At 25.7% G+C, this 19173-nt stretch carries 24 protein-coding genes; 5 read left to right on the forward strand and 19 right to left on the reverse strand.

Annotated elements, in window-relative coordinates; genetic code table 11:
• Positions 1–89: 89 nt before the first annotated feature.
• From I2H23_RS13215 to I2H23_RS13290, 16 genes are all read right to left on the reverse strand, one after another.
• Positions 90–323, reverse strand: coding sequence for a hypothetical protein (locus tag I2H23_RS13215; RefSeq protein ID WP_195238731.1), 234 nt, complete (start codon positions 321–323; stop codon positions 90–92).
• 54 nt (positions 324–377) lie between these two features.
• Complete coding sequence (locus tag I2H23_RS13220; RefSeq protein ID WP_195581746.1) at positions 378–557, reverse strand: hypothetical protein; 180 nt, start codon at positions 555–557, stop codon at positions 378–380.
• A 99-nt stretch (positions 558–656) separates the two neighbouring features.
• Entirely contained in the window at positions 657–1205 is a 549-nt protein-coding gene (locus I2H23_RS13225; protein ID WP_195581747.1) for a hypothetical protein, read from the reverse strand.
• Positions 1202–1606, reverse strand: coding sequence for a DUF4320 family protein (locus I2H23_RS13230; protein ID WP_195581748.1), 405 nt, complete (start codon positions 1604–1606; stop codon positions 1202–1204). The genes I2H23_RS13225 and I2H23_RS13230 overlap by 4 nt, the downstream gene beginning before the upstream one ends.
• A gap of 12 nt (positions 1607–1618) precedes the next feature.
• Positions 1619–2491: a secretion protein F gene (locus tag I2H23_RS13235; protein WP_195581749.1), complete on the reverse strand. Its 873-nt coding sequence runs from the start codon at positions 2489–2491 to the stop codon at positions 1619–1621.
• Positions 2492–2510: 19 nt separating this feature from the next.
• Complete coding sequence (locus tag I2H23_RS13240) at positions 2511–3455, reverse strand: hypothetical protein (protein WP_195581750.1); 945 nt, start codon at positions 3453–3455, stop codon at positions 2511–2513.
• Between the two features lie 4 nt (positions 3456–3459).
• Positions 3460–4818 (reverse strand): CpaF/VirB11 family protein, encoded by a 1359-nt coding sequence (locus I2H23_RS13245; protein ID WP_195581751.1) that lies wholly within the window; start codon positions 4816–4818, stop codon positions 3460–3462.
• An 8-nt stretch (positions 4819–4826) separates the two neighbouring features.
• On the reverse strand, positions 4827–5609 hold the full coding sequence (locus I2H23_RS13250; RefSeq protein WP_195581752.1) for an AAA family ATPase: 783 nt from the start codon (positions 5607–5609) through the stop codon (positions 4827–4829).
• A gap of 19 nt (positions 5610–5628) precedes the next feature.
• On the reverse strand, positions 5629–6351 hold the full coding sequence (cpaB, locus tag I2H23_RS13255; protein ID WP_195238742.1) for a Flp pilus assembly protein CpaB: 723 nt from the start codon (positions 6349–6351) through the stop codon (positions 5629–5631).
• A 13-nt stretch (positions 6352–6364) separates the two neighbouring features.
• Positions 6365–6802 carry a prepilin peptidase gene (locus I2H23_RS13260; RefSeq protein WP_195581753.1) on the reverse strand — a complete coding sequence of 146 codons (438 nt, stop codon included), beginning with the start codon at positions 6800–6802 and terminating at the stop codon, positions 6365–6367.
• A gap of 3 nt (positions 6803–6805) precedes the next feature.
• A complete protein-coding gene (locus tag I2H23_RS13265) occupies positions 6806–7033 on the reverse strand; it encodes a DUF6133 family protein (RefSeq protein WP_195238745.1) in 228 nt (75 codons plus the stop codon).
• A gap of 46 nt (positions 7034–7079) precedes the next feature.
• Complete coding sequence (locus I2H23_RS13270; protein ID WP_195581754.1) at positions 7080–7298, reverse strand: helix-turn-helix domain-containing protein; 219 nt, start codon at positions 7296–7298, stop codon at positions 7080–7082.
• A gap of 23 nt (positions 7299–7321) precedes the next feature.
• On the reverse strand, positions 7322–7534 hold the full coding sequence (locus I2H23_RS13275) for a helix-turn-helix domain-containing protein (protein WP_195581755.1): 213 nt from the start codon (positions 7532–7534) through the stop codon (positions 7322–7324).
• Between the two features lie 56 nt (positions 7535–7590).
• Positions 7591–9351: a hypothetical protein gene (locus I2H23_RS13280; RefSeq protein ID WP_195581756.1), complete on the reverse strand. Its 1761-nt coding sequence runs from the start codon at positions 9349–9351 to the stop codon at positions 7591–7593.
• A gap of 50 nt (positions 9352–9401) precedes the next feature.
• Positions 9402–10088, reverse strand: a complete 687-nt coding sequence (locus I2H23_RS13285; RefSeq protein ID WP_195581757.1) for a hypothetical protein — start codon at positions 10086–10088, stop codon at positions 9402–9404.
• Positions 10089–10120: 32 nt separating this feature from the next.
• The gene (locus I2H23_RS13290; RefSeq protein WP_195238752.1) at positions 10121–10633 is read right to left on the reverse strand and encodes a sigma-70 family RNA polymerase sigma factor; all 513 of its coding nucleotides are present in this window, start codon (positions 10631–10633) and stop codon (positions 10121–10123) included.
• A 463-nt stretch (positions 10634–11096) separates the two neighbouring features.
• On the opposite strand from I2H23_RS13290, the gene I2H23_RS13295 reads away from it, so the two are divergent.
• Positions 11097–11495 carry a helix-turn-helix domain-containing protein gene (locus tag I2H23_RS13295; RefSeq protein WP_207741727.1) on the forward strand — a complete coding sequence of 133 codons (399 nt, stop codon included), beginning with the start codon at positions 11097–11099 and terminating at the stop codon, positions 11493–11495.
• A 421-nt stretch (positions 11496–11916) separates the two neighbouring features.
• Here the strand turns inward: I2H23_RS13295 and I2H23_RS13300 are convergent, their stop codons facing one another.
• A complete protein-coding gene (locus I2H23_RS13300) occupies positions 11917–12951 on the reverse strand; it encodes a hypothetical protein (RefSeq protein WP_195581759.1) in 1035 nt (344 codons plus the stop codon).
• A gap of 759 nt (positions 12952–13710) precedes the next feature.
• On the opposite strand from I2H23_RS13300, the gene I2H23_RS13305 reads away from it, so the two are divergent.
• Both I2H23_RS13305 and I2H23_RS13310 read left to right on the forward strand, forming a co-directional pair.
• Positions 13711–14673, forward strand: a complete 963-nt coding sequence (locus I2H23_RS13305; RefSeq protein ID WP_195581760.1) for a ParM/StbA family protein — start codon at positions 13711–13713, stop codon at positions 14671–14673.
• A gap of 13 nt (positions 14674–14686) precedes the next feature.
• On the forward strand, positions 14687–14956 hold the full coding sequence (locus I2H23_RS13310) for a hypothetical protein (RefSeq protein WP_195581761.1): 270 nt from the start codon (positions 14687–14689) through the stop codon (positions 14954–14956).
• Positions 14957–15440: 484 nt separating this feature from the next.
• Here I2H23_RS13310 and I2H23_RS13315 read toward each other — a convergent pair whose 3' ends face one another.
• The gene (locus I2H23_RS13315; protein ID WP_195581762.1) at positions 15441–16535 is read right to left on the reverse strand and encodes a hypothetical protein; all 1095 of its coding nucleotides are present in this window, start codon (positions 16533–16535) and stop codon (positions 15441–15443) included.
• A gap of 965 nt (positions 16536–17500) precedes the next feature.
• Between I2H23_RS13315 and I2H23_RS13320 the strand changes: the two genes are divergently transcribed.
• A complete protein-coding gene (locus I2H23_RS13320; RefSeq protein WP_195581763.1) occupies positions 17501–17671 on the forward strand; it encodes a hypothetical protein in 171 nt (56 codons plus the stop codon).
• Between the two features lie 294 nt (positions 17672–17965).
• Entirely contained in the window at positions 17966–18244 is a 279-nt protein-coding gene (locus tag I2H23_RS13325) for a hypothetical protein (RefSeq protein WP_195581764.1), read from the forward strand.
• Positions 18245–18270: 26 nt separating this feature from the next.
• Here I2H23_RS13325 and I2H23_RS13330 read toward each other — a convergent pair whose 3' ends face one another.
• On the reverse strand, positions 18271–18852 hold the full coding sequence (locus I2H23_RS13330; RefSeq protein WP_195581765.1) for a hypothetical protein: 582 nt from the start codon (positions 18850–18852) through the stop codon (positions 18271–18273).
• Positions 18853–19173 lie beyond the last annotated feature (321 nt).

The raw sequence follows: 19173 nt of genomic DNA on the forward strand, positions 1-19173 counted from the left end.
TATAATGAGCTGACTAGAATTTTAGCCAACTCATTATAATATTAAATAGATCATTAATTATGGTTTTAATCATGTATTCAATTCCATTTTTAAAATGTAATTTTATTTTTTAAGAATTCAGTAAAACCATTAGCACCTAAAGTAAATATTAATCCTACAAAAGCACCTATTAACCAAGGTTTTGCTTTTTCAAATCCATTCTTTCCACTAAAGAAGAATAGTGAGCCACCTACTATAAGTGCTATAGTTGCTCCTGGAACTGCAAGCATCTTGCCCCATGAAACAACTTCATACATTAAATTTGCTACGTTATTTATTGGCATTTTTTAATTCCTTCTTTCTTATGATTCTTTTAATTAAATATGATGTTCTTATGTCTACTGTTGTATATCTGCATTTGCCTTTAAACTTTGAGTTATTAACTTTGCACTATTATTTATTAAAATTTGGTATTGTTCAGTTAACCATGTATCATGATCCTTACCACTTATTTTTAATATAGTTGATGCAAGTTCTTTTAAATCTTTATCTACAGCCATTCTTATCACCTCTCTCACTTATATATAGAAATAGCAAGAGCCTATCAAAAAATAAATAATTGAAAAGCTCTTGCTATTTCTATATATTTTATTCATTTTTACTTCTTCCTTAATTAATTAAAACTTTGGCATATAGCCAACTTTACTTCCTACATTAACATTCACATTTTTTGTATCTGAAAATACCGAAAACATCTTATGAACTTCTAGATTTCCTGTTACTTCAACGGTGAAAGTTGATTTATTTTTTTCTTCATTATTTGGAGCTAATTTTGGATTAGTAATATTAATTTTTACATCTGATAGTTTAAAATCAATTTGACCATCTTTCTTTTTTTTTACATAAATATTACCTTCTTTTTTTGCTCCTAAAGTTTCTTTTAAGAATATATCTAAATTAGATTTATCAATTTTAGGTTGCCATTTATCATTTTCTAATATATTTGATGTAAAGTATCCCTCTCTTTGAGATTGATATATAGAATCGCAATTATTAGTTGAAATATTAGTTGCAACACTTTCTAAACCATCTCTAACACTTGATATAGTCATTTGTGTTCTTGAATGTTCAGCTATAAAAAAGAAAATTATAGACAATGCTAATACAACTACACAGCTTAAAATTAATCCATTTCCTTTTTTATCTTTTATTATCTCTTTTATCACTTCCAATACACCTCACTAAATCCACTATCTTTACTTTGTAATGGTATAGGGAATGACCCAAATTTAAAAAATCCTATATTAACATTCTTTTTAACTGTAACTTCAATTGGATCACCTAGTTGTATTTTATTTGTCCCATATATATAATTTACTTTCCAATCTATTGAGTCTACATTTCCTAAATCTTTTTTGAGTTTATTAATTCTATCTTGAACTGAACTCCCAATTTGTCCTGTTGTTTCTGCTTCTCTAATAACTTCAATTGCAAACTTATTTAAATTGCTTTTTGCAACAAAAACAGGGAATACACTTAATGCAAATGCCATTACTAAAGCAAAAACTAAAACCATGACTGCTACATCAACATAACCTTGTCCTTTTTTATTTTTTAATATCTTCATATAACCACCTATCTAAAACATATTAGAAATTCCATTAACAATCTCATGTCCAAGTACAACAGCATATATAAGCATCATGCACCCTAGCATTATAGCTGAATATTTCTTTATTTTTTGAGGTCTTTTTAAGGCTATACCTCTTAATCTTTGGTACTCCAATTCTGCTAAACTATTTGCTAGAACTCTGAAATACAAAGTTTCGTCATTTCCATTTAAAACCCCTGTAAGCCCTCTGATTACTTCCGATAATGCAGAACTACCTATTCTAGTTTCAAAACGTCTTAATGCTTCCTCATAAGATCCTGACCTCATATCTGCAACTGTTATTTCTAACTCACTTCCTAAGTTAGAAGAATTTGAATACTTTTGATAGTTTTCTAATATCCTTAATACATCTCTATCTGTTTCTAACTCTTGTTCTATTGTCATAGCGAATCTAGGAAGTTCACATTCAATTTTTGCTTTTTTCTTTCTCAATATTTCCTCTGCTTTTCCATATTCTTTAATATAAACTACTACTGAAATTACTAAGAATACTATACTCAATAAAGGAGCTATAAAAAAAACTATAGCTGAAATAAAAACCATAATTCCTGTTTTTATATAAACATCAGCTACATAAACCTCTGGACTAACTTTGATTTGAGCTGATCTTAAAATCATTGATAGTTTCTCTTTGTTATATTCATTTAATTTTATATACTTTGAAAGTTTTGTAGCATATTCTAATAATAAAACCTCTAGGCTCTTAGTATTCTTTTTCTTTCTATTCCTTTTAGTTAAGTTTACTAAAGTTACTTTTTTCTTTAGCCTTGAGATTTTAAATATATCTGCTAATATCAAATATATTCCTATTGCTGTTAATGTAAAAAATATAATTAGCATTTTTAAATTCCTTTCTTACTTATTTCCCTTCTTCTAAAATTGATGAATCTATTGGTCTTGTTAGCTTAATAATTCCTGTAAAGCATATAAAAGTTAATGAAACTACCACAAATAAAGTTAATTTTCCTGGGATTGTACCCATTAAGCACTTATACCAAGTCTTATTAATAACATAAAAAAGAGGTATATTTCCGTAGACTAAAAGTAGCATAATAGCAAACTCTTTTAACGGATCATATAGATTATTATTTACCTCTGTCGATAAAAGGGTTAATTTTGAAAGTTTAGTTACTATTGGATTTAAAGTATTTTTTAATTCTATATTTTCTTGACAAGCGACCACAGCATTAATCCACTCATGGAATATTTCATCATTTATCTTATCCTTTAATTTTAAAAGTGATTTAGATACATCTGAATTTATATATTCAGTTTCAATTAAAAACTCACTGAATACTTTATTAATAGGAGGTTTAATATAATTTATTGTTTCTTCTACTGCTCTTATTATATTTTCACTTCTAATGTAAGCTGTTGTTATTACTGATAAAGAAACTTCTAGCTCTTTTGTTATTGCCCTTTTATAAGAGATAGATGTTAGTTTTATATACTGAAATGGTAATGTTAAAAATCCTATTGCTAAAACAGGAATTAAAAAATAATTTTTAATATATACAGCTATGTATATACCTATTACCATACTTATAGTTGCTCCTATACATACCTTAGAAAACTGATCTGTTTTATTTGTATATTCTAAAATTTCTTTAGTTTGTTTTATAAGAGATACTATCCATTTATCTTTTTTATTTGAATTTGCAAGTTTAATTTTATTATGTAAAGTTTCATTTTTACTTTCAAATAAATTAAAAATATCTAATATAAAATCAGATATTGATATATTCAGTATTTTAAAAATACCAAATATAAATATGAAAAATGAAGTTAATAATATTAAATTCATGTTTTTACCTCACTAATTTGTTTAAGTCATTTATTGGCATACCATTCTCCAATAATCTTTTTTGTAATTGTTCTGATATGTTATTTACTTTCTTAAATTCTCCTGTAATTTGGGTATTTCCATTTATTTTTTGTGATGAAGTAATTTCATACTTAAATAAAGTTTGTTTTTCCCTTTTTCCATTTTCATGTATTATACATTCTTTAATCTCCATAATTTTTCTTGAATTATCTTCAAGTCTTTTTACGAAAACTACTATAGGAAATGCTTCCGTTACAAGCTCATATAAAGTTTTATCTTCCATATCATATTTAGTTTTACAAAGAGTAACCATTCTTGAATATGTAGCATCACAACTATTAGCATGAGTTGTAGTTATAACAGTATGTCCTGTTCTTGCTGCTTCCTGTGAAGAAAAGGACTCACTCCCCTTCATTTCTCCTACACATATATAATCGGGATTAGAAGTTAAAGCCATTTCAAGCAATTTTTCTTGATCTATATTTTTATTTTTATCCTCACTATGCCTAGTTACTGTATGGATTACATTATTTATTATCTTTCCATCTTTATCTTTTTTAACTAAATCAAATTCTCTTGTATCATTCTCTATCGTAAAAATTCTCTTATCATCTGAAATAGTAGTTAATAGCCAAGCCATTAACGTAGTTTTTCCACTATTAGTTGCTCCTGTAATACACATACTAACTCCATATTTGAAAAATTGTTCTATTGATTCTATCATTTCACTAGAGCCTGTTTCATTTTTAATAAAATCATCTTTTCCTAATTTTTTAGGATTAACTATTCTTATAGATGCAACAACTCCTCTATCATCATCTATAACACCTCTACCAAGAACTGTTATTCTAATATTCTTTGATAAATGCCCCCTAACGGTAGGATTTGAGTTATCTAGTATCATATTAGATTTTCTAAGTAAACGTCTTACAACGTCAACTGCATGGTCTGATGATATAAATATTTCATCACTAGGCTTTACCTCTCCATTTGAATAAAGTATCTTTATATCATTCCAAGCATTTATATTTATTTCTTCTATATCATCCCTATTTAAATAATCTGTTAAAAAAGAGTATTCAGCCATATCTCTATAAAGCTTATTTACTAATTCGTCTTCTGATAGATTCCCTACCTCAATTTTTTTACTAATTAAAAATTGCTTTATATATGATTTAATCTGAATACTCTTATCTTCACTATCTCTTAATAAACTTGAATACTTACTTGCTATAAAACTTTGAACTTCTTCAAGTACTTCTTTAAAATTGTATTTTTCATTTGTACTAAAAAAATTTTTATTATTTACAACATTTAAATTTTTACCACCTAATAAATCCATATATTTTTTTATGCTCCTTTTCTAAATCTACTAAAGAAACCTTTCTTTTTTACTCCTTCATTTTCACAATTATTTATCATAGATATTATTTTGTTTAGATTTAAACTTAATTTATCTTGTTCTTTTGAACTTAGATTCGATAATAATTCACTACATAAACCTTGCTCTCGTATTTCATCACTATATTCTATAGTTGCCTTTATATTATATATATCTTTTAATTCATCTTGTGCATCATCAAGTCTTGAATTAGATAGTATATTTATATGACTATCACTTTTAAATCTCTTATCAATTAAAAGTGGTAAGTATGAGTCAAAATATGATATATTCTTTAACTCAGCTGAGTTTACTCTTAAAACTTTATCTGAAACTTCTAAAGCCGATATTGTAATTAAATCATTTATAAAATTACTAGAGGTATCAATTATTACATAATCAGCTAAAGCCTTTAAATGGTCTATTAGCTCTTTAACCCTTTCATCTGTATATTGGGGATATGTAAATATATTTTCTCCTTGTGTGTATCCTAAAAAGGCTATATTTTTAATCTTATCTACTTCTATACAATTTTTTAAAATTATATCATTTGATAATGTTGCTACAGATAATACATTACCTAATGATCTTTTAGTATCTATATCATCTTTTAGAGTTGGGATAACTGGTGCTAAAATATCCGTAAATAAAACAATAACACTATTTTGTTTTGATAACTGTTTTGCTAATTTAATACTTAATGTTGTTTTTCCACTATTTGGGGATCCCCATATAGCTATGACTTTTCCCATTTTAATTCACTCCTAATTTTTAATCATTTAACATACTATTTTGCTTATTTAAGTAATCTAACCCTTCTTTTTCAGTTCCTCTAAATGCTAGTGATACGTGCATTTTACTTGTTGCTTCAAGCTTTGCTATAAGTTCAGCTTGTCTTTGATTTGCTAAAACAGTAATTGTAACAGGTAACTGTTGCTGATCGTCTGATCTTTTCTCACCTTCTTTTTTATCTTTACCAACACTATTTGTTGTTGCTAACACTTTTAGATATGTAAGCTCTTTAGGTGTATAAGTATCTTCGTTACCATGTTCATCTTCTGTTGTTGCAATAACTGAAATTATATCTCCTGTTTCAAGTTTTCCCGAAAGTCCACTTGCAAAGTTTTTAATTGTAAAAGATATTGCCTGTTCATCCCCATTCAGTCCATATAAATATTTATCTTCTGATAATTTATTCTTTGAAAGTTTTTTCTGTAAAACTACATCTTCTTTTACCATATCAACTACAGCATATTTACCCATAGCATCTTTTTCACTTACAGCCGTTGAAGGTGCATATTTTTGTGTAGTTTCAACAATTTTGACGTTATCAGATGTAATTTTCTCACCTCTGCTTATATCACTTGTTACTTGAACAACCTTTATTGGCTTTTCAAGTGATTTATTATAGATTGGTGCAATTATAAAACATAGAGTAGATGCTATAACAATTGCAATTACTCCTGTAGTTGTTCTACTTTTTTTAAATGACATATGTATTCTCCTTTTAAATAAAAAATGTACTAATACAACCTAATGCTAAAAACGGTATTAATGGTATACCTTCTAAATTTTTCTTTAAGATCACCTTATTAAAAATGGCAAAAATAATAACAACTATTATACCTATAATAGTTGCCATTATTATTTTTTCTGCACCTAATAGTAATCCACTTGCAAACATAAACTTTATATCTGCTCCACCTATACCATCTTTTTTTACAAAGTTAGGTAAAATAAATTCAGTTGCTCCAATAAAAGCTCCTATAACTTTTTCGATTATATTAAAAATATCAATTCCCATTACTAATTTTAGAATTGATATAGCTATTATCAATATATGCACTATATCACTAATTTCTCTAGTTCTTATATCTTGCATACTAGCTACTAAAGCTATTACTACATATGCAATAAGGATTATATTATTAATGTTTAAAATCATTACTTATCCTTTGTAGTCAAACATTCCTTGTATTTTATTTTGAACTGTTGGAATTATAGTATCTTTAAATATCATATATAATCCACCTAGCAATAATGCTCCTATAACTATAGCGATTAAAACTTTAACTCCTTCATCTACATAGTTACCTTTCTTTGATTTAAAGCTATTTACTAATATATTTTTTGCTTTTTCCTTAAATAAGAATCCTTTTACACATAATTCTCTCATAATCATACTCTCCTTACTTTTTTGATTTTTATATTTGAAATATATATTAATTTGAATATATATTTTTAAACAATAAATCATCTAATTCAACATCTAATCCCTCTGCAACTCTGCATATAACATCTAGCTTTGCTGTTTCTCTTTTCTTATTTACAAGTTTTTCAAGGATTGCATAGCTTACTTTTAAAATTTTTGCTAATTCTCTAAAACTTAAATTATTCATTTCTTTAAATTGCTTTAGATTTTCTGCAAGCATATATTTCATTTACTATCACCTACTCTTAATTTTTAAAATTTTTTATAAACAAAATCGTGTACCCTAATCCCAAAAAAATTACTAAGTTTTACTATTGTATCTATATAATTTGAAAATGAGATTTCATCTTCTATGTCCTCTATAGTTGAAATTGCTAATCCTGTTTCCTTTGAAACTTCTTTAACTGTCTTTTTATGCTTCTTTCTTAATGCTCTTAAATTATGACCTACATACCTTTTTCTCAAAATTTTCACCTCATTTTTATATAAAAAAAAAGCATATCATTTAGATATACTTTTCTTTATTTCATAATTGATATATGTCTGTCTTGATGTAAATTTCCGTCTATAAGTATTCTGTCATTTAGATTAGCTCTTAACATTCCAACTGGTGTCCATACATCTATTATTTCTGCATTAACTATGTAATTTAATTGATTAGGATACCAAATCGGAGTAAAATGAGTTCTATCATTATAAGTTGAATATTTATTTTTCTTGAACTCAAATTGTGATTTAAAGCCATTATTTATAGTTTTTTCTAATATCCTATTGTAAGTATCATATTTAAATTCGGAAAAAGTAGTTATTACGTTTTGAGCTGATGTTATATCATTACTTGTACAATTGTAAGAAACATCTGTATTTAATTTTAGATTAACTCCATAACCACTTTTCATTTCATATTCATTTCCATTTTTTTTAGCCGTAGGAGTTCTAAGTCCTGGTACTAAATCCATATTTGCATTTAAGCTAGCACTATAATTTATTTTTGAAAACTCCCAATAGCCTTTATCTATCTTCATTCCAAGTTCATTTCCATTTTCATCATAGCCATAAACCACATATTGTTTATTAGGCTTCCAATTACATATCCATTTGCTCCATGTAGCAGATGTATTGTTCCCATGATTTGGTATCATAGGCAATCTAAAGTTATCATTTCTATCCCTAGGTTTTGGATCGGGAGGTGTTACTTCTTTTAAATCATGTATGTTAGCTTTTATATTTGTGCTACTTATATTAGCATTAGATATACTAACTCCTATGTTTAAGCTCTGTGGAGTTTTAGGGGTATGCCACTTAACCCAAACTAATTGATTTGAATTAGAAGGTATTACAATGTTATTTACGGTATAATCTCTACCTAATATATGGAATGTTACTGTAATAGCATTATCATTTCCTATCTCTGTAGTGCTGTTTATTTTAAAACTTGTAATAACATCTGTATCAGCTCTATAATCATAATTGCCCTTATCTACCGTAATATTTGGTTTTGGTGGTGTAGGTGGTTTTGGTGGTATAGGTGCAACATATTCTTTAAACCTTACTATCCCTAATCCTAGTTGAGCTTTAATTACCCAATCCTTTTGAGGCTTATTTCTTGCTCCTGTATATGAGGGAAATCCTAAATCTAGCTTCTCTAAAAACATTGCAAAAGGTAAAGCTCTATGAGTAATACTTTGAAACTTGTATACTATGTCATTGTTCATTTTCTCATTATACATAGCTGCTTCATGTGATGTCATGGCGAATCTTTTGCCTTTGTATGTTAAATAAACAATCGGTTCTATTAAAAGTTTATATCTCCCACTTACAATTTCATCATAAGGAATATTAGATTCTTCTGCTATTCTTTTAACCATCCATTCTGACGTAAAATATCTTTTAATTGCTTTTAAGTCATTTTGACCACTTGAATTTATAATTTTAGGCATTTGTGGAGATATAGTGATACTCCTATAAGAATTTCTATGTAATGTAAGTTTTGCTCCATTCCTATAGTCAATTTTACTTACTTTACCAAAATCATATTCTATATCTGATCTATCCTTATTTGAAAAATCAATCGGAGTTCTAACAACTTTTTGTGTAGATATTTCTACTATACTAGCACGAACTCCATCATCACCATCTCTCCATTTATTTAATCTTGTTCCACTTCCTGTACCACCACCACTTCCACTATCCATATTTCCATCTCCATTGGCAGAAAATACAGTAATTGAAGATGATATAATAGTTAGTACAACTAATATCATGCTAAAAACTCTTTTCAATAGCATCACTCCTTAATTTTACATTAAAAAAAGCATGAATTAATCATGCTTTACATTTCACCTACTTGTTTATCTAGACTTCCTTCTCCACCACTAATGACTTTACTTGAACTTCCATTACCTTGAACTATTTCATCATCACCAAATCCAAGATCATTATTACTATTATGTTGAGGTTTTGGTTGTGGCTTTTTAACTTCTACAACAGGCTTTTTAACTACCTTATTATTGTTTGTAGAACTTTGTGTTTGCTCTTTCTTTTTAGTAGCTGTACTGTGTCTTTCAGTTGTATTATTATTTACAGTTTCTTTCTTTTTAGTAACTGTATTGTGTCTTTCAGTTGTATTATTATTATTTACAGTTTCTTTCTTTTTAGCAACTGTATTATGTCTTTCAGTTGTATTATTATTTATAGTTTCTTTCTTTTGAGGTTTACTAATTTCACTATTGATATGAGCTACTTTACTTGAAGTATTATTTGATGGACTCTGTGAACTTTTAGTGTTATTAGCTTCTTTACTATTATTAGTTTCTTCCTTTTTTACTTCTTCTTTATTATTTTCAGATACTTTTTTTTCAGCTTCTTCTTTTTTCTTATTATCATCATCTTTTACTAATGTTTGTTTTGATTTATTTTCATGTTTAGGTTGATTTTTCTTAGACATTAAAAATGCTCCCCCTAAACCTAGGGCTACTACTAAAACACTACTTATAATTATCTTTTTTCTTTTTATCATTGTTTTATCCCCTTATTCTTTTTTTAATATTACTACATAATACTATTTCTTCTATAGAATTTTTTTGGAACATCATCTGGTCTAGCTGATCTAGTTTCTTCATCAAATTCTATATTGTAATTTTTATCATATTTAAAACTCTGTCTATTTTGTTTTAAAAGAGAAGCATCACTCATAAATGAATTGTTCATACTTCTTACTACTTTTTTTATATTTTTGTTTAAATCTCTAGCTTTTCTATGTTCAAAACTATATTTTTTTAAATTTTGACTTATATAATTTCTTATATGACCATGTGATTCACCCAATATAGTAGCAATTTCTTTGGCATTATATCCTTCGATATACTTAGCCTTAATAAATTCAAGTTTATTTAATTTTTTTAATCCTTCTCTAATCTTCTTTTGTTCCTCGTGAACCTTTTTAAAGTCTTTAAAGTTACGATTAATCAGCATCTTTATAGAGCCTTCACTCTTTTGTAATTTTTCAGCTATCGCTCTAGCTGAATAGCCTTTTATGTATAATTCTCTAACTTTATTCTTCAAAATTTGATCACCCCTAAAAAAGTATATATTTATGCAAATTTTCAAAAAGTGTCATCTTAAAGGTAACATTTTTTTATTCGCTTAAATTTCTTTAAATTATTTGCTTTTCATTAAATACTTTTTTATGTGTACATAATAGCATTTACTCTGTCAACTTGTCAACTATTTTGAGCCTTTTTTATCGGTAAATTTTTGTGTACTTTTGTATTTAATACCTATATCCTAACATTCAATCTGTCAACTTGTCAACTATTTTTAAACGATATATTCGGTAAAAATTCGTGTACTTCGCAATATTAATCAAATATTACGTTCATTATTGTATTAAATCATTATAAAATAGACTTAATTGAATAAATATTACATTCATTTATATATTTATAGTTATAAAATATACCTAATTGGATAAATATTACATTCATTATTACACTTGATAGTTGTAAAATATACTTCTAGGAGGGCGGTGATTGAATTGAAAGAAATACAATTTGCTAAAAACTTACGAAACTTACGAAAAATGTATGGAATGTCTATGACTGAATTAAGTAAAGTTATAAATGTTTCAAAACAAAGCATATCTAAGTATGAAAATGGTTGTTATCCTAGTTTTCATATTGTAATTGCTGTAGCAGAAGCATTTAATTGTTCCTTAGATGATCTAGTTTATGGAGATATAGAAAAAAATCCTAATAAAAATTCCCTAGATTTTAAAGATTTTGTAGATAAAAGATTAGATGACCTTAAAAAAGAGTTTAGTAATTTTAATAAAGAATTTAACGGAAAAATTGATGATGCCAAAAGAGAAATTTTTAAATCTATAGAAATTACAGAAGATGAGTGTAATGAAGATAGAAATGTCTAAAATAAAAAGCTCTACGTTGGCAATATAGAGCTTCTCATTTTAATTTAGAAATATAGGAATTTTAGAAATCTAGGAAAGACAACTTAATAAATTAATTAATATATTAATTAAATAAAGTTTTTAATATTAATTAATATGTCTTTATAGTATTAGTATAAAGTAATTATTGTTATGTAAAATATTGATATTAAAAACATTTCTAATTTTGTGGAAAAATAGTACTTAAATTCAATAATATAAGTACTATTTTTTGTTTATGTATATTCAATTTCATATATTAATTTTTTATATGTATTTAGATTTCTAATATTTGTCTATTTTATATGTACGGATATTTTCATCTATGTTTTAGTATAAAATTGTTCATTGAAATATACTTCATTACTTTTAATTTTAATAAAGTATATCTCTTGTAATTCATTTATCTAATCCAATTAGGCACTTCTTTGTAATTTTCTAATATATATTTAGTTACATTTTGCTTTGTTCTTGGTGATAAATCATTATAATAAAGTTCACTTTCAATACAATTTTTAACTAAACTTCCCAACTGATTACCTTTAGAGTTTCTTTCTTCTATTAATCTATTCATATCCTCACCTAGTTCTTTTGTATTAACAAGTTTTCCATCAACTTCTATAGTCATATTACATCTATCGTTATATTCATCTAATTTTGAATTAAACTTTTTATCTTTTTTAGGTACAAAGTTTTTATCATCTTTATATATTCTTTCTAATAAAGAAAAATATTGACCTTCTTTTTCTATAAATATACCTATAGCTTTTGTTAATCTTTCTATATCCCATTTAGACGCTTTATTAATTTTATATTTAGAATCTAATTTTAAATGTGTTTTTGATTCTATTAAAACTATATTTTCATTTTTATTATCACTACTAAAATCTTTAGATTTTTTATTTGACGTTGTAGTAGAAGGATAAGTATTAATAGTAGAAGGATATATCGTACATTTTTGTACTTCGGTTACCGTAGTACATTTTTGTACTTCGGTTATATCTTCACTTATTAATAACTTAAAAACAGTTGGATTTAAATGAATATATATATCACTTTTTACCTTTCCGTCGCTATTTCTTTCTGTAGATTTATTTCTTAATAGTACTTTTGATAAATTACCACTTAACATTCTTTTAATTTTTTGTTTACAGGCTTTTATATATTTTTTATCAAGTTCTATTTTTTCTTTAGCTGTTAAAGAGTTATAATCTTCTAAAGTTTGACTAGGATGTAAAGAAAAAAGAATAGGTAGCTCTTGAATTAAGTAACTATAGCTAACCCAATACCCCATGTCATTAACTTCATTTAAATATATTTTTTTCATATCATTTGTATTTTTAAAGTCTACGAACCATCTTAATAAGACTAGATCCTCGCTATTTAGTCCTATACTTATAGCATTTCTTTGATTAAATCCTTCTATTGTGTATTTCATTGACATTTCCTCCTAAAGAAAAAGCCTTGATACTATATAAAGGCAAGGAGACAGATTTTGAACTGGAATTACCCGAATGGAATTGAATTAATAAACAATTTATGGTATTATAATTATAATTAAATATGTTAATGTTCAAAATATGTCTACCAAGCTATATGTGCCTTCTATTAGTATTAGATCACTTAGCATTTAACTTTTTAAGCGGCAACTTAAATTGTTAAAAGGTAGGCTTTTTTGTTGTTTGATTTTAAGTTAATAATAAATGGATAGGATAAAATTGTCAAATAGAAATATTTATCCTATTATATTGTCTAAACTAAATATTTGACTCATATAAGAATGTGATACTTGTTAAGTAAACTAAGTATCACATTCTTTTTTTATTCTCTTATAAAGGCATATATTAGGATATTTATCCTATTATATGCAAATCTTATTAATAGGTTGTTAAACTATGTAATCAAATTGACCTTTTTATCTAATATATAGATACTATCTTCACAAAATATCAACTAATAATTATCTTTAGATTTAAAATATCGTTAATATATTGTTGGTATATTGTTAATTAAGAAGTGTAAATATAATATTATTAACAATATCTCAACAAGATATTAACTAAAATTTCTATAAAACTAGAAAAAATTGTTAATATGTTGTTGACATATTGTTAATTTAAAAGTATAATTAAAGTATGATAAACAACATCTCAACAAGATGTTAACTGAAAAATAAAAATAAAAGGTGGAGATAGATATGGAAAATATACAAGAAATAGGATTTGATTGTGGTCGTGGATATGTAAAAGCATATAGTGAGGTTGATGGATCAATCCATCAAACTAAGTTTAAATCGGTTATAGGTGATGGTAGAGATATAGATTTATCAGATTTTAACAAAGTTCATAATCCTGATAATATTATGGTTTCTGATAATCCTAGCATAGAGAAACCAAGATACATAGAATTTGAAAATGAAAGATATTTTATAGGATTATTAGCAGAGAAAGAATCACAAGCACCAATAAGAAATTCTAAAGATAGTAAAATAAGTGAAACAGTTAGAGTTTTATTAGCTTCGACTTTAAATGATATAGCAGTTAAAAATAAAGTTAAAATAATGGTAGGTGTACCATATAAGAGTTATAGAAAATCAGTACTTAAAGAAGTTTTAGATACTTATAAAGGACATATATTTAAAGTAAAAGATAGAATTACTGGAGCTACGAAAGAAATTCAAATAGTAGATATATCAATTTTAAGAGAAGCAGATGCGGCTGTATTACATGCTTTAGGAGGAAATATAAATACAGAAAGACCAATAGGTTTAGCAACTATAGGCTTTAGATCATCAGAGTTATCTTTCTTTGATAAAAACTTTGCATTTAATGATAAGAAATCTACAACTATAGAGTTTGGTAATAGAACTTTATTAGCAAGAGTACAAAGTGATTTAATGTCTGAAGGTATTACGAAAGATGTTAATGAAATAGATTCATCAAATGATTATAATGATAAAAAAGCAAAGGTATTTAAATTAGGATCTGAAAACTTATCACAAAGAATAGAAGATATTTGGATTAATCTAAGTGAAATGGACTTATATATTGCAGGAGGTACAGCACTTAACCTTAATTTTGATGAACAGTTTAAAATAGTAGATGATGCCCAAATGGCAACAGCAAGAGGTTTATTTGAAGCAGCACAAAGAAGATTTTAGGGAGGTGGATTAGTTGTCTAAAAAATCTAGTACTATACATATAGAACAATGTTTTTGGGATTTAATAGAAGATTATCAAAATGCTAATGGTATGGATAGTAGAAATTTAGCTATTGAATGTTTACTTTCTGAATTTAAGGCATTAAAAAGCCTAACTCAAGTAAGTTTTAATATTAATCAATCTAATTTAATTGATAAACATACAACTAAAAATTCTAAACCTCAACAAGAAGATCTTCTTAAACAGAAATTATTACAAATGGAAGATGATATGCCCGATTAAAATAATTTTTAAATTTAAATAAAAAATAAAGAGTGCTATAGTTGGTTTCTATAACACTCTTTACAACATGTTTAAGTTATAAATTAATCTACTTTATCTTTATATAACAGATGTATAACAAATGTTTCATTAATTAAATTATAGATGTAATACACTTGCTATGTTAGTGTGCATATTAAAAAATGGCTAACGCATTGCTTATTAATCTACTAAACAATTAGCAAAGAACACTAATTGTCACGCAAATTAAACGCAATTTTGTTGTACTTGTTGTATTAATTATTTTATAATCATTTAATTAAAAAAATAAACAGAAACTTTAAGATTTAGTTATTAAGTTGTTAAAATCGAATATACAAAAAAAACCCCATATATAGGAGTTACTTATAAAAAACAAGTATATATATATATAAGTAACTCCTAATTATGGGGTTTTTTTATATATAATAAATATAAAAGACTAGATTTCTCTAGTCCTTTATTATTAAAATGGTATTTCTACATTATCTATATCAAATTTTAATTGTTCATTTACAGGGATCTTCTTATAATCTTGATGAACTATTGAGTTTTTAATTAGTGTTTGCTCTGGAATATATGATTTACTTTTTCTGTAATTTATCTTTTCATCAATAATATTATCAAGTGTATCTATTTCCACAGCCTTTTTATGATTGTTATGTATTGTTTTATCTAAAGAAGATGAAATTAAACTTGTTATTCCATTTTTAGCTTCTTGATAAGATATTCCTTGTCTTTCTTCCATGTATCTCATATGTTTTTGGAGTTGCTCCATGTTATAGTGAAAGTGAAAACTTGAATAGTAAAAATCGAATCTAGGGAATAAATTCTTATATTCTTCTAATAGATATGTTTTTACTTTTCTTTTAAATTCTTCCCATCTTCCAAATTCAAAAATAATCCCTTTATTTCTAATATTCATTTTTTCCATTACTTCAAATTCAGCTTCCATTATAGCATTATGCTCGAATACTGTTGCATGGTGATGTATACCTTTTTTATCAACCCATGTATAAGAATATTTATAGCCTATAGCCTTTTGAGTTATTAAGACTTGAATAGCTTTCTTAACAGCATTTATACTTCTATTATCTATATAGTCTATACATTCATCAACAGCTATAGACGATACTCCTAATGAAATTGCATATTTTTCATTCAAACATTTTGCATTAATATAGTTTTCATTGATTAAGTTTAATTTTCTTAATAATAATCCTTTACTAAAACCTATAACCTCATCTTGTTCAAGATTATAATTACTTAGTAAATTACATAATAAATATCTTATGTACTTTGCTTGTGTATTATTATTTCCTAACTTTCTTTTATCAGTTTCCTTAACTAATTTTCTTTTATCCATTTTCACACCTACAGTATCCTTAATACAAGTAATAAATATCTTATGACCTTCTTTATAAAAATCACAATACCTTTCTAGCTCTTTAAATTGAGCTATCCTACTATTATTTGCTTTACTTGTTGGCTTTATGCCAAGTACCTCGCATAGCTCTTTATATTTATACGGATGTTCCAAGATTAAGTTTTCAATTTTCATTTGTATATACTCCTAATTAAGAATTATTTTAAATTAGGGAACACAAACAAACCTTGACACTCTCATTAAATACCTATTGAATAGTTTATACATTATAGTATATAATATAGGTAATTAAAAAGTCTGATTAGTGTTTTATAACAACTGCTCTATTAAATATAGCTGTTAGTTATGCAGTCTGTTGTGAAACCTTTTAAAGCTACCTTGATTGCAGTCAATGTAGCTTTTTTAATATAATTAATTATATCATAAATTTACATTCTCTATCAAAATTAAGCAAAAAATAAGTAAACTGGTCAATGATCCAAATGAATTAAATAATTGAAATGCTTTTATTTATTTAGATATATAATCTATGTCTACTCTATTTAATTTTTTTAAGTGAAGAAAAACTCATTATAAATGGTTTTAACATATATTCTTTGATTGTTAAGTTCTTATAAACTCTCTAAATCTTATTATAGAAGATTTATATTAAATTTATTTTTAGGGCAACTGTATCTTTCACCCAAAAAGTAACGCTTAGAGAGGTCTATTAATTAAATTAAATGTAGGTGTTTCATCTACGAGCAAACACCTACATTTAAATAATTAATGACCTCTCGTTGCTATTTTTGGGTACCCGAAAGGTTGCAAAAACCTTAAAAACCTAAAAGCTGATATATCAAAAAATATAAAAATAGGACAATGATTCAAACAAGTTGTATCATGGTCCTATTTTTATATTTTTTATTATTACAGTTTCTTGCCCCCAACAGCATATCATTTCTCTCCCTTACTTTATCAATTCCATAAATAAAAAAATTTTATTGATGCTAAAACAAGTTTAGCAGCAATAAAATTTTTTTATTTATTACATTGACAAAGCACTCGGAAATGAAAGCTTTATGGCAACAAGAAACAACCCGACAGGGGGGGCATAGTTTCCTCCTAAGTTTCTTGAATAAAATCGAAAGGAGGATATTATGGATATAATTATATCACTTTTTAAAGTAGTAAAAGAAATTTTAGACTTTGTGGTAATACTTATTAATATCGTAATGTTTTTAGAAGTTAGAGCAGAAAAAAAACGTCTAAAGTCTAAATTAAACCACAGGTATAAGAAAAGAGTGCCTTCAAAAAGAAAGCACCGCTAATCTTAATCTTTTATTCTTTTTATGTAAGGTAGGGTGGAGCCTACCTTACAGATATAATTATACTATAATTAATTAGAAAATGAAAAGAAAAGTCTTATATTTTATATTTATGATTTTATATCTATTAACTATTAATTTTCATAAATTGTCCTTAATTAAGGTTTTCAATTTAATATTTACATTTGCTATAGTTATAAACATGATTCATCTTTATATTTTAACTAGAAACAATAAGTAGGCTATTAGATAATCTAATAGCTTACTATAAAAACATTAAATTTTAGGAGATTAAAAATGACAATTAATAATATAGAAAAAATTTACTACATACAAAAAGAAGAAATTCAATTAGGAGAAACTACAGTTTATACTCCACAATTTTATATAGATTATAATTTTGCAAAATCGGAATTTGAAAAATGTATTAAGCATGAAAAAAATAGTTTAGATTATTTAGAAGAGGAAACAGAGGGATTTGATTATATAATGTTAAAAGGTGGAGATGAGTGGGGTAAGATAAAAATAGAACTTTATTTAAGGTCTAGAGAATTGAATAAACAAATAATAAAATAGCATGGTTATACCATGCTATTTTATTATTAACTATGTTGCTCCATGAAATTTTTTAGAGATTGACTCAATAAATCAACTTTTTTAAATTGCTTATTTTCATTACAAAAATTATTAAATTTTTCTAAGATTGTTTTATTAATCCTTAATGTAGTAGTAGTAGTTTCAGTATCTTCTAAATTTATGATAATTTGTTGTTTAATAACAGATGTATTACGTCTGTGTAATTCAATTATTTCTTTTAATACATCATAGTTATTTACTAAATCAAGTAAATTTTTTTGAATCTTTTTGTCTGATTTTTCTAATACAGTAACAATTGAGCTATTATTACTTAAATCTGTATTTTCATTATATATAGCAGATGTATTACATCTGTTTTTATCCTGTATAAGCTCTTGTGAGCTATCTTTAGTATCTTCATTGAAAGTATATTTATTTAAATCTTTAGAATATGAATAATTAGCTTTTTTAAATCTATCTCTAATTGTACTTCTTCCAACTCCAAGCTCTTTACAAACAGATGTTATACTCTTGTTATTTTTAAGTTCAGAATTTATAAAATCTATTTGCTCCGATATTTTTAATTTATTAAATTCTTCTTTATTCATAGTTAAACCCACTCCTTTATAACAGATGTTATACACCCATTATATAAAGTATAGCATAGTAGATATTATAATCTATAAGATTTTTATATATAGAATGAATTAATTTTAAAAGATAAAATCTAAAAGCTGATATATCAAAAAATATAAAAATAGGACAATGATTCAAACAAGTTGTATCATGGTCCTATTTTTATATTTTTTATTATTACAGTTTCTTGCCCCCAACAGCATATCATTTACCTCCCTTACTTTATCAATTCCAAAATAAAAAATTTTTATTGATGCTAAAACAAGTTTAGCAGCAATAAAATTTTTTTATTT

This window comes from Romboutsia sp. BSD2780061687b_171204_C1, assembly GCF_015560225.1.
Taxonomy (GTDB): domain Bacteria; phylum Bacillota; class Clostridia; order Peptostreptococcales; family Peptostreptococcaceae; genus Romboutsia_C; species Romboutsia_C hominis.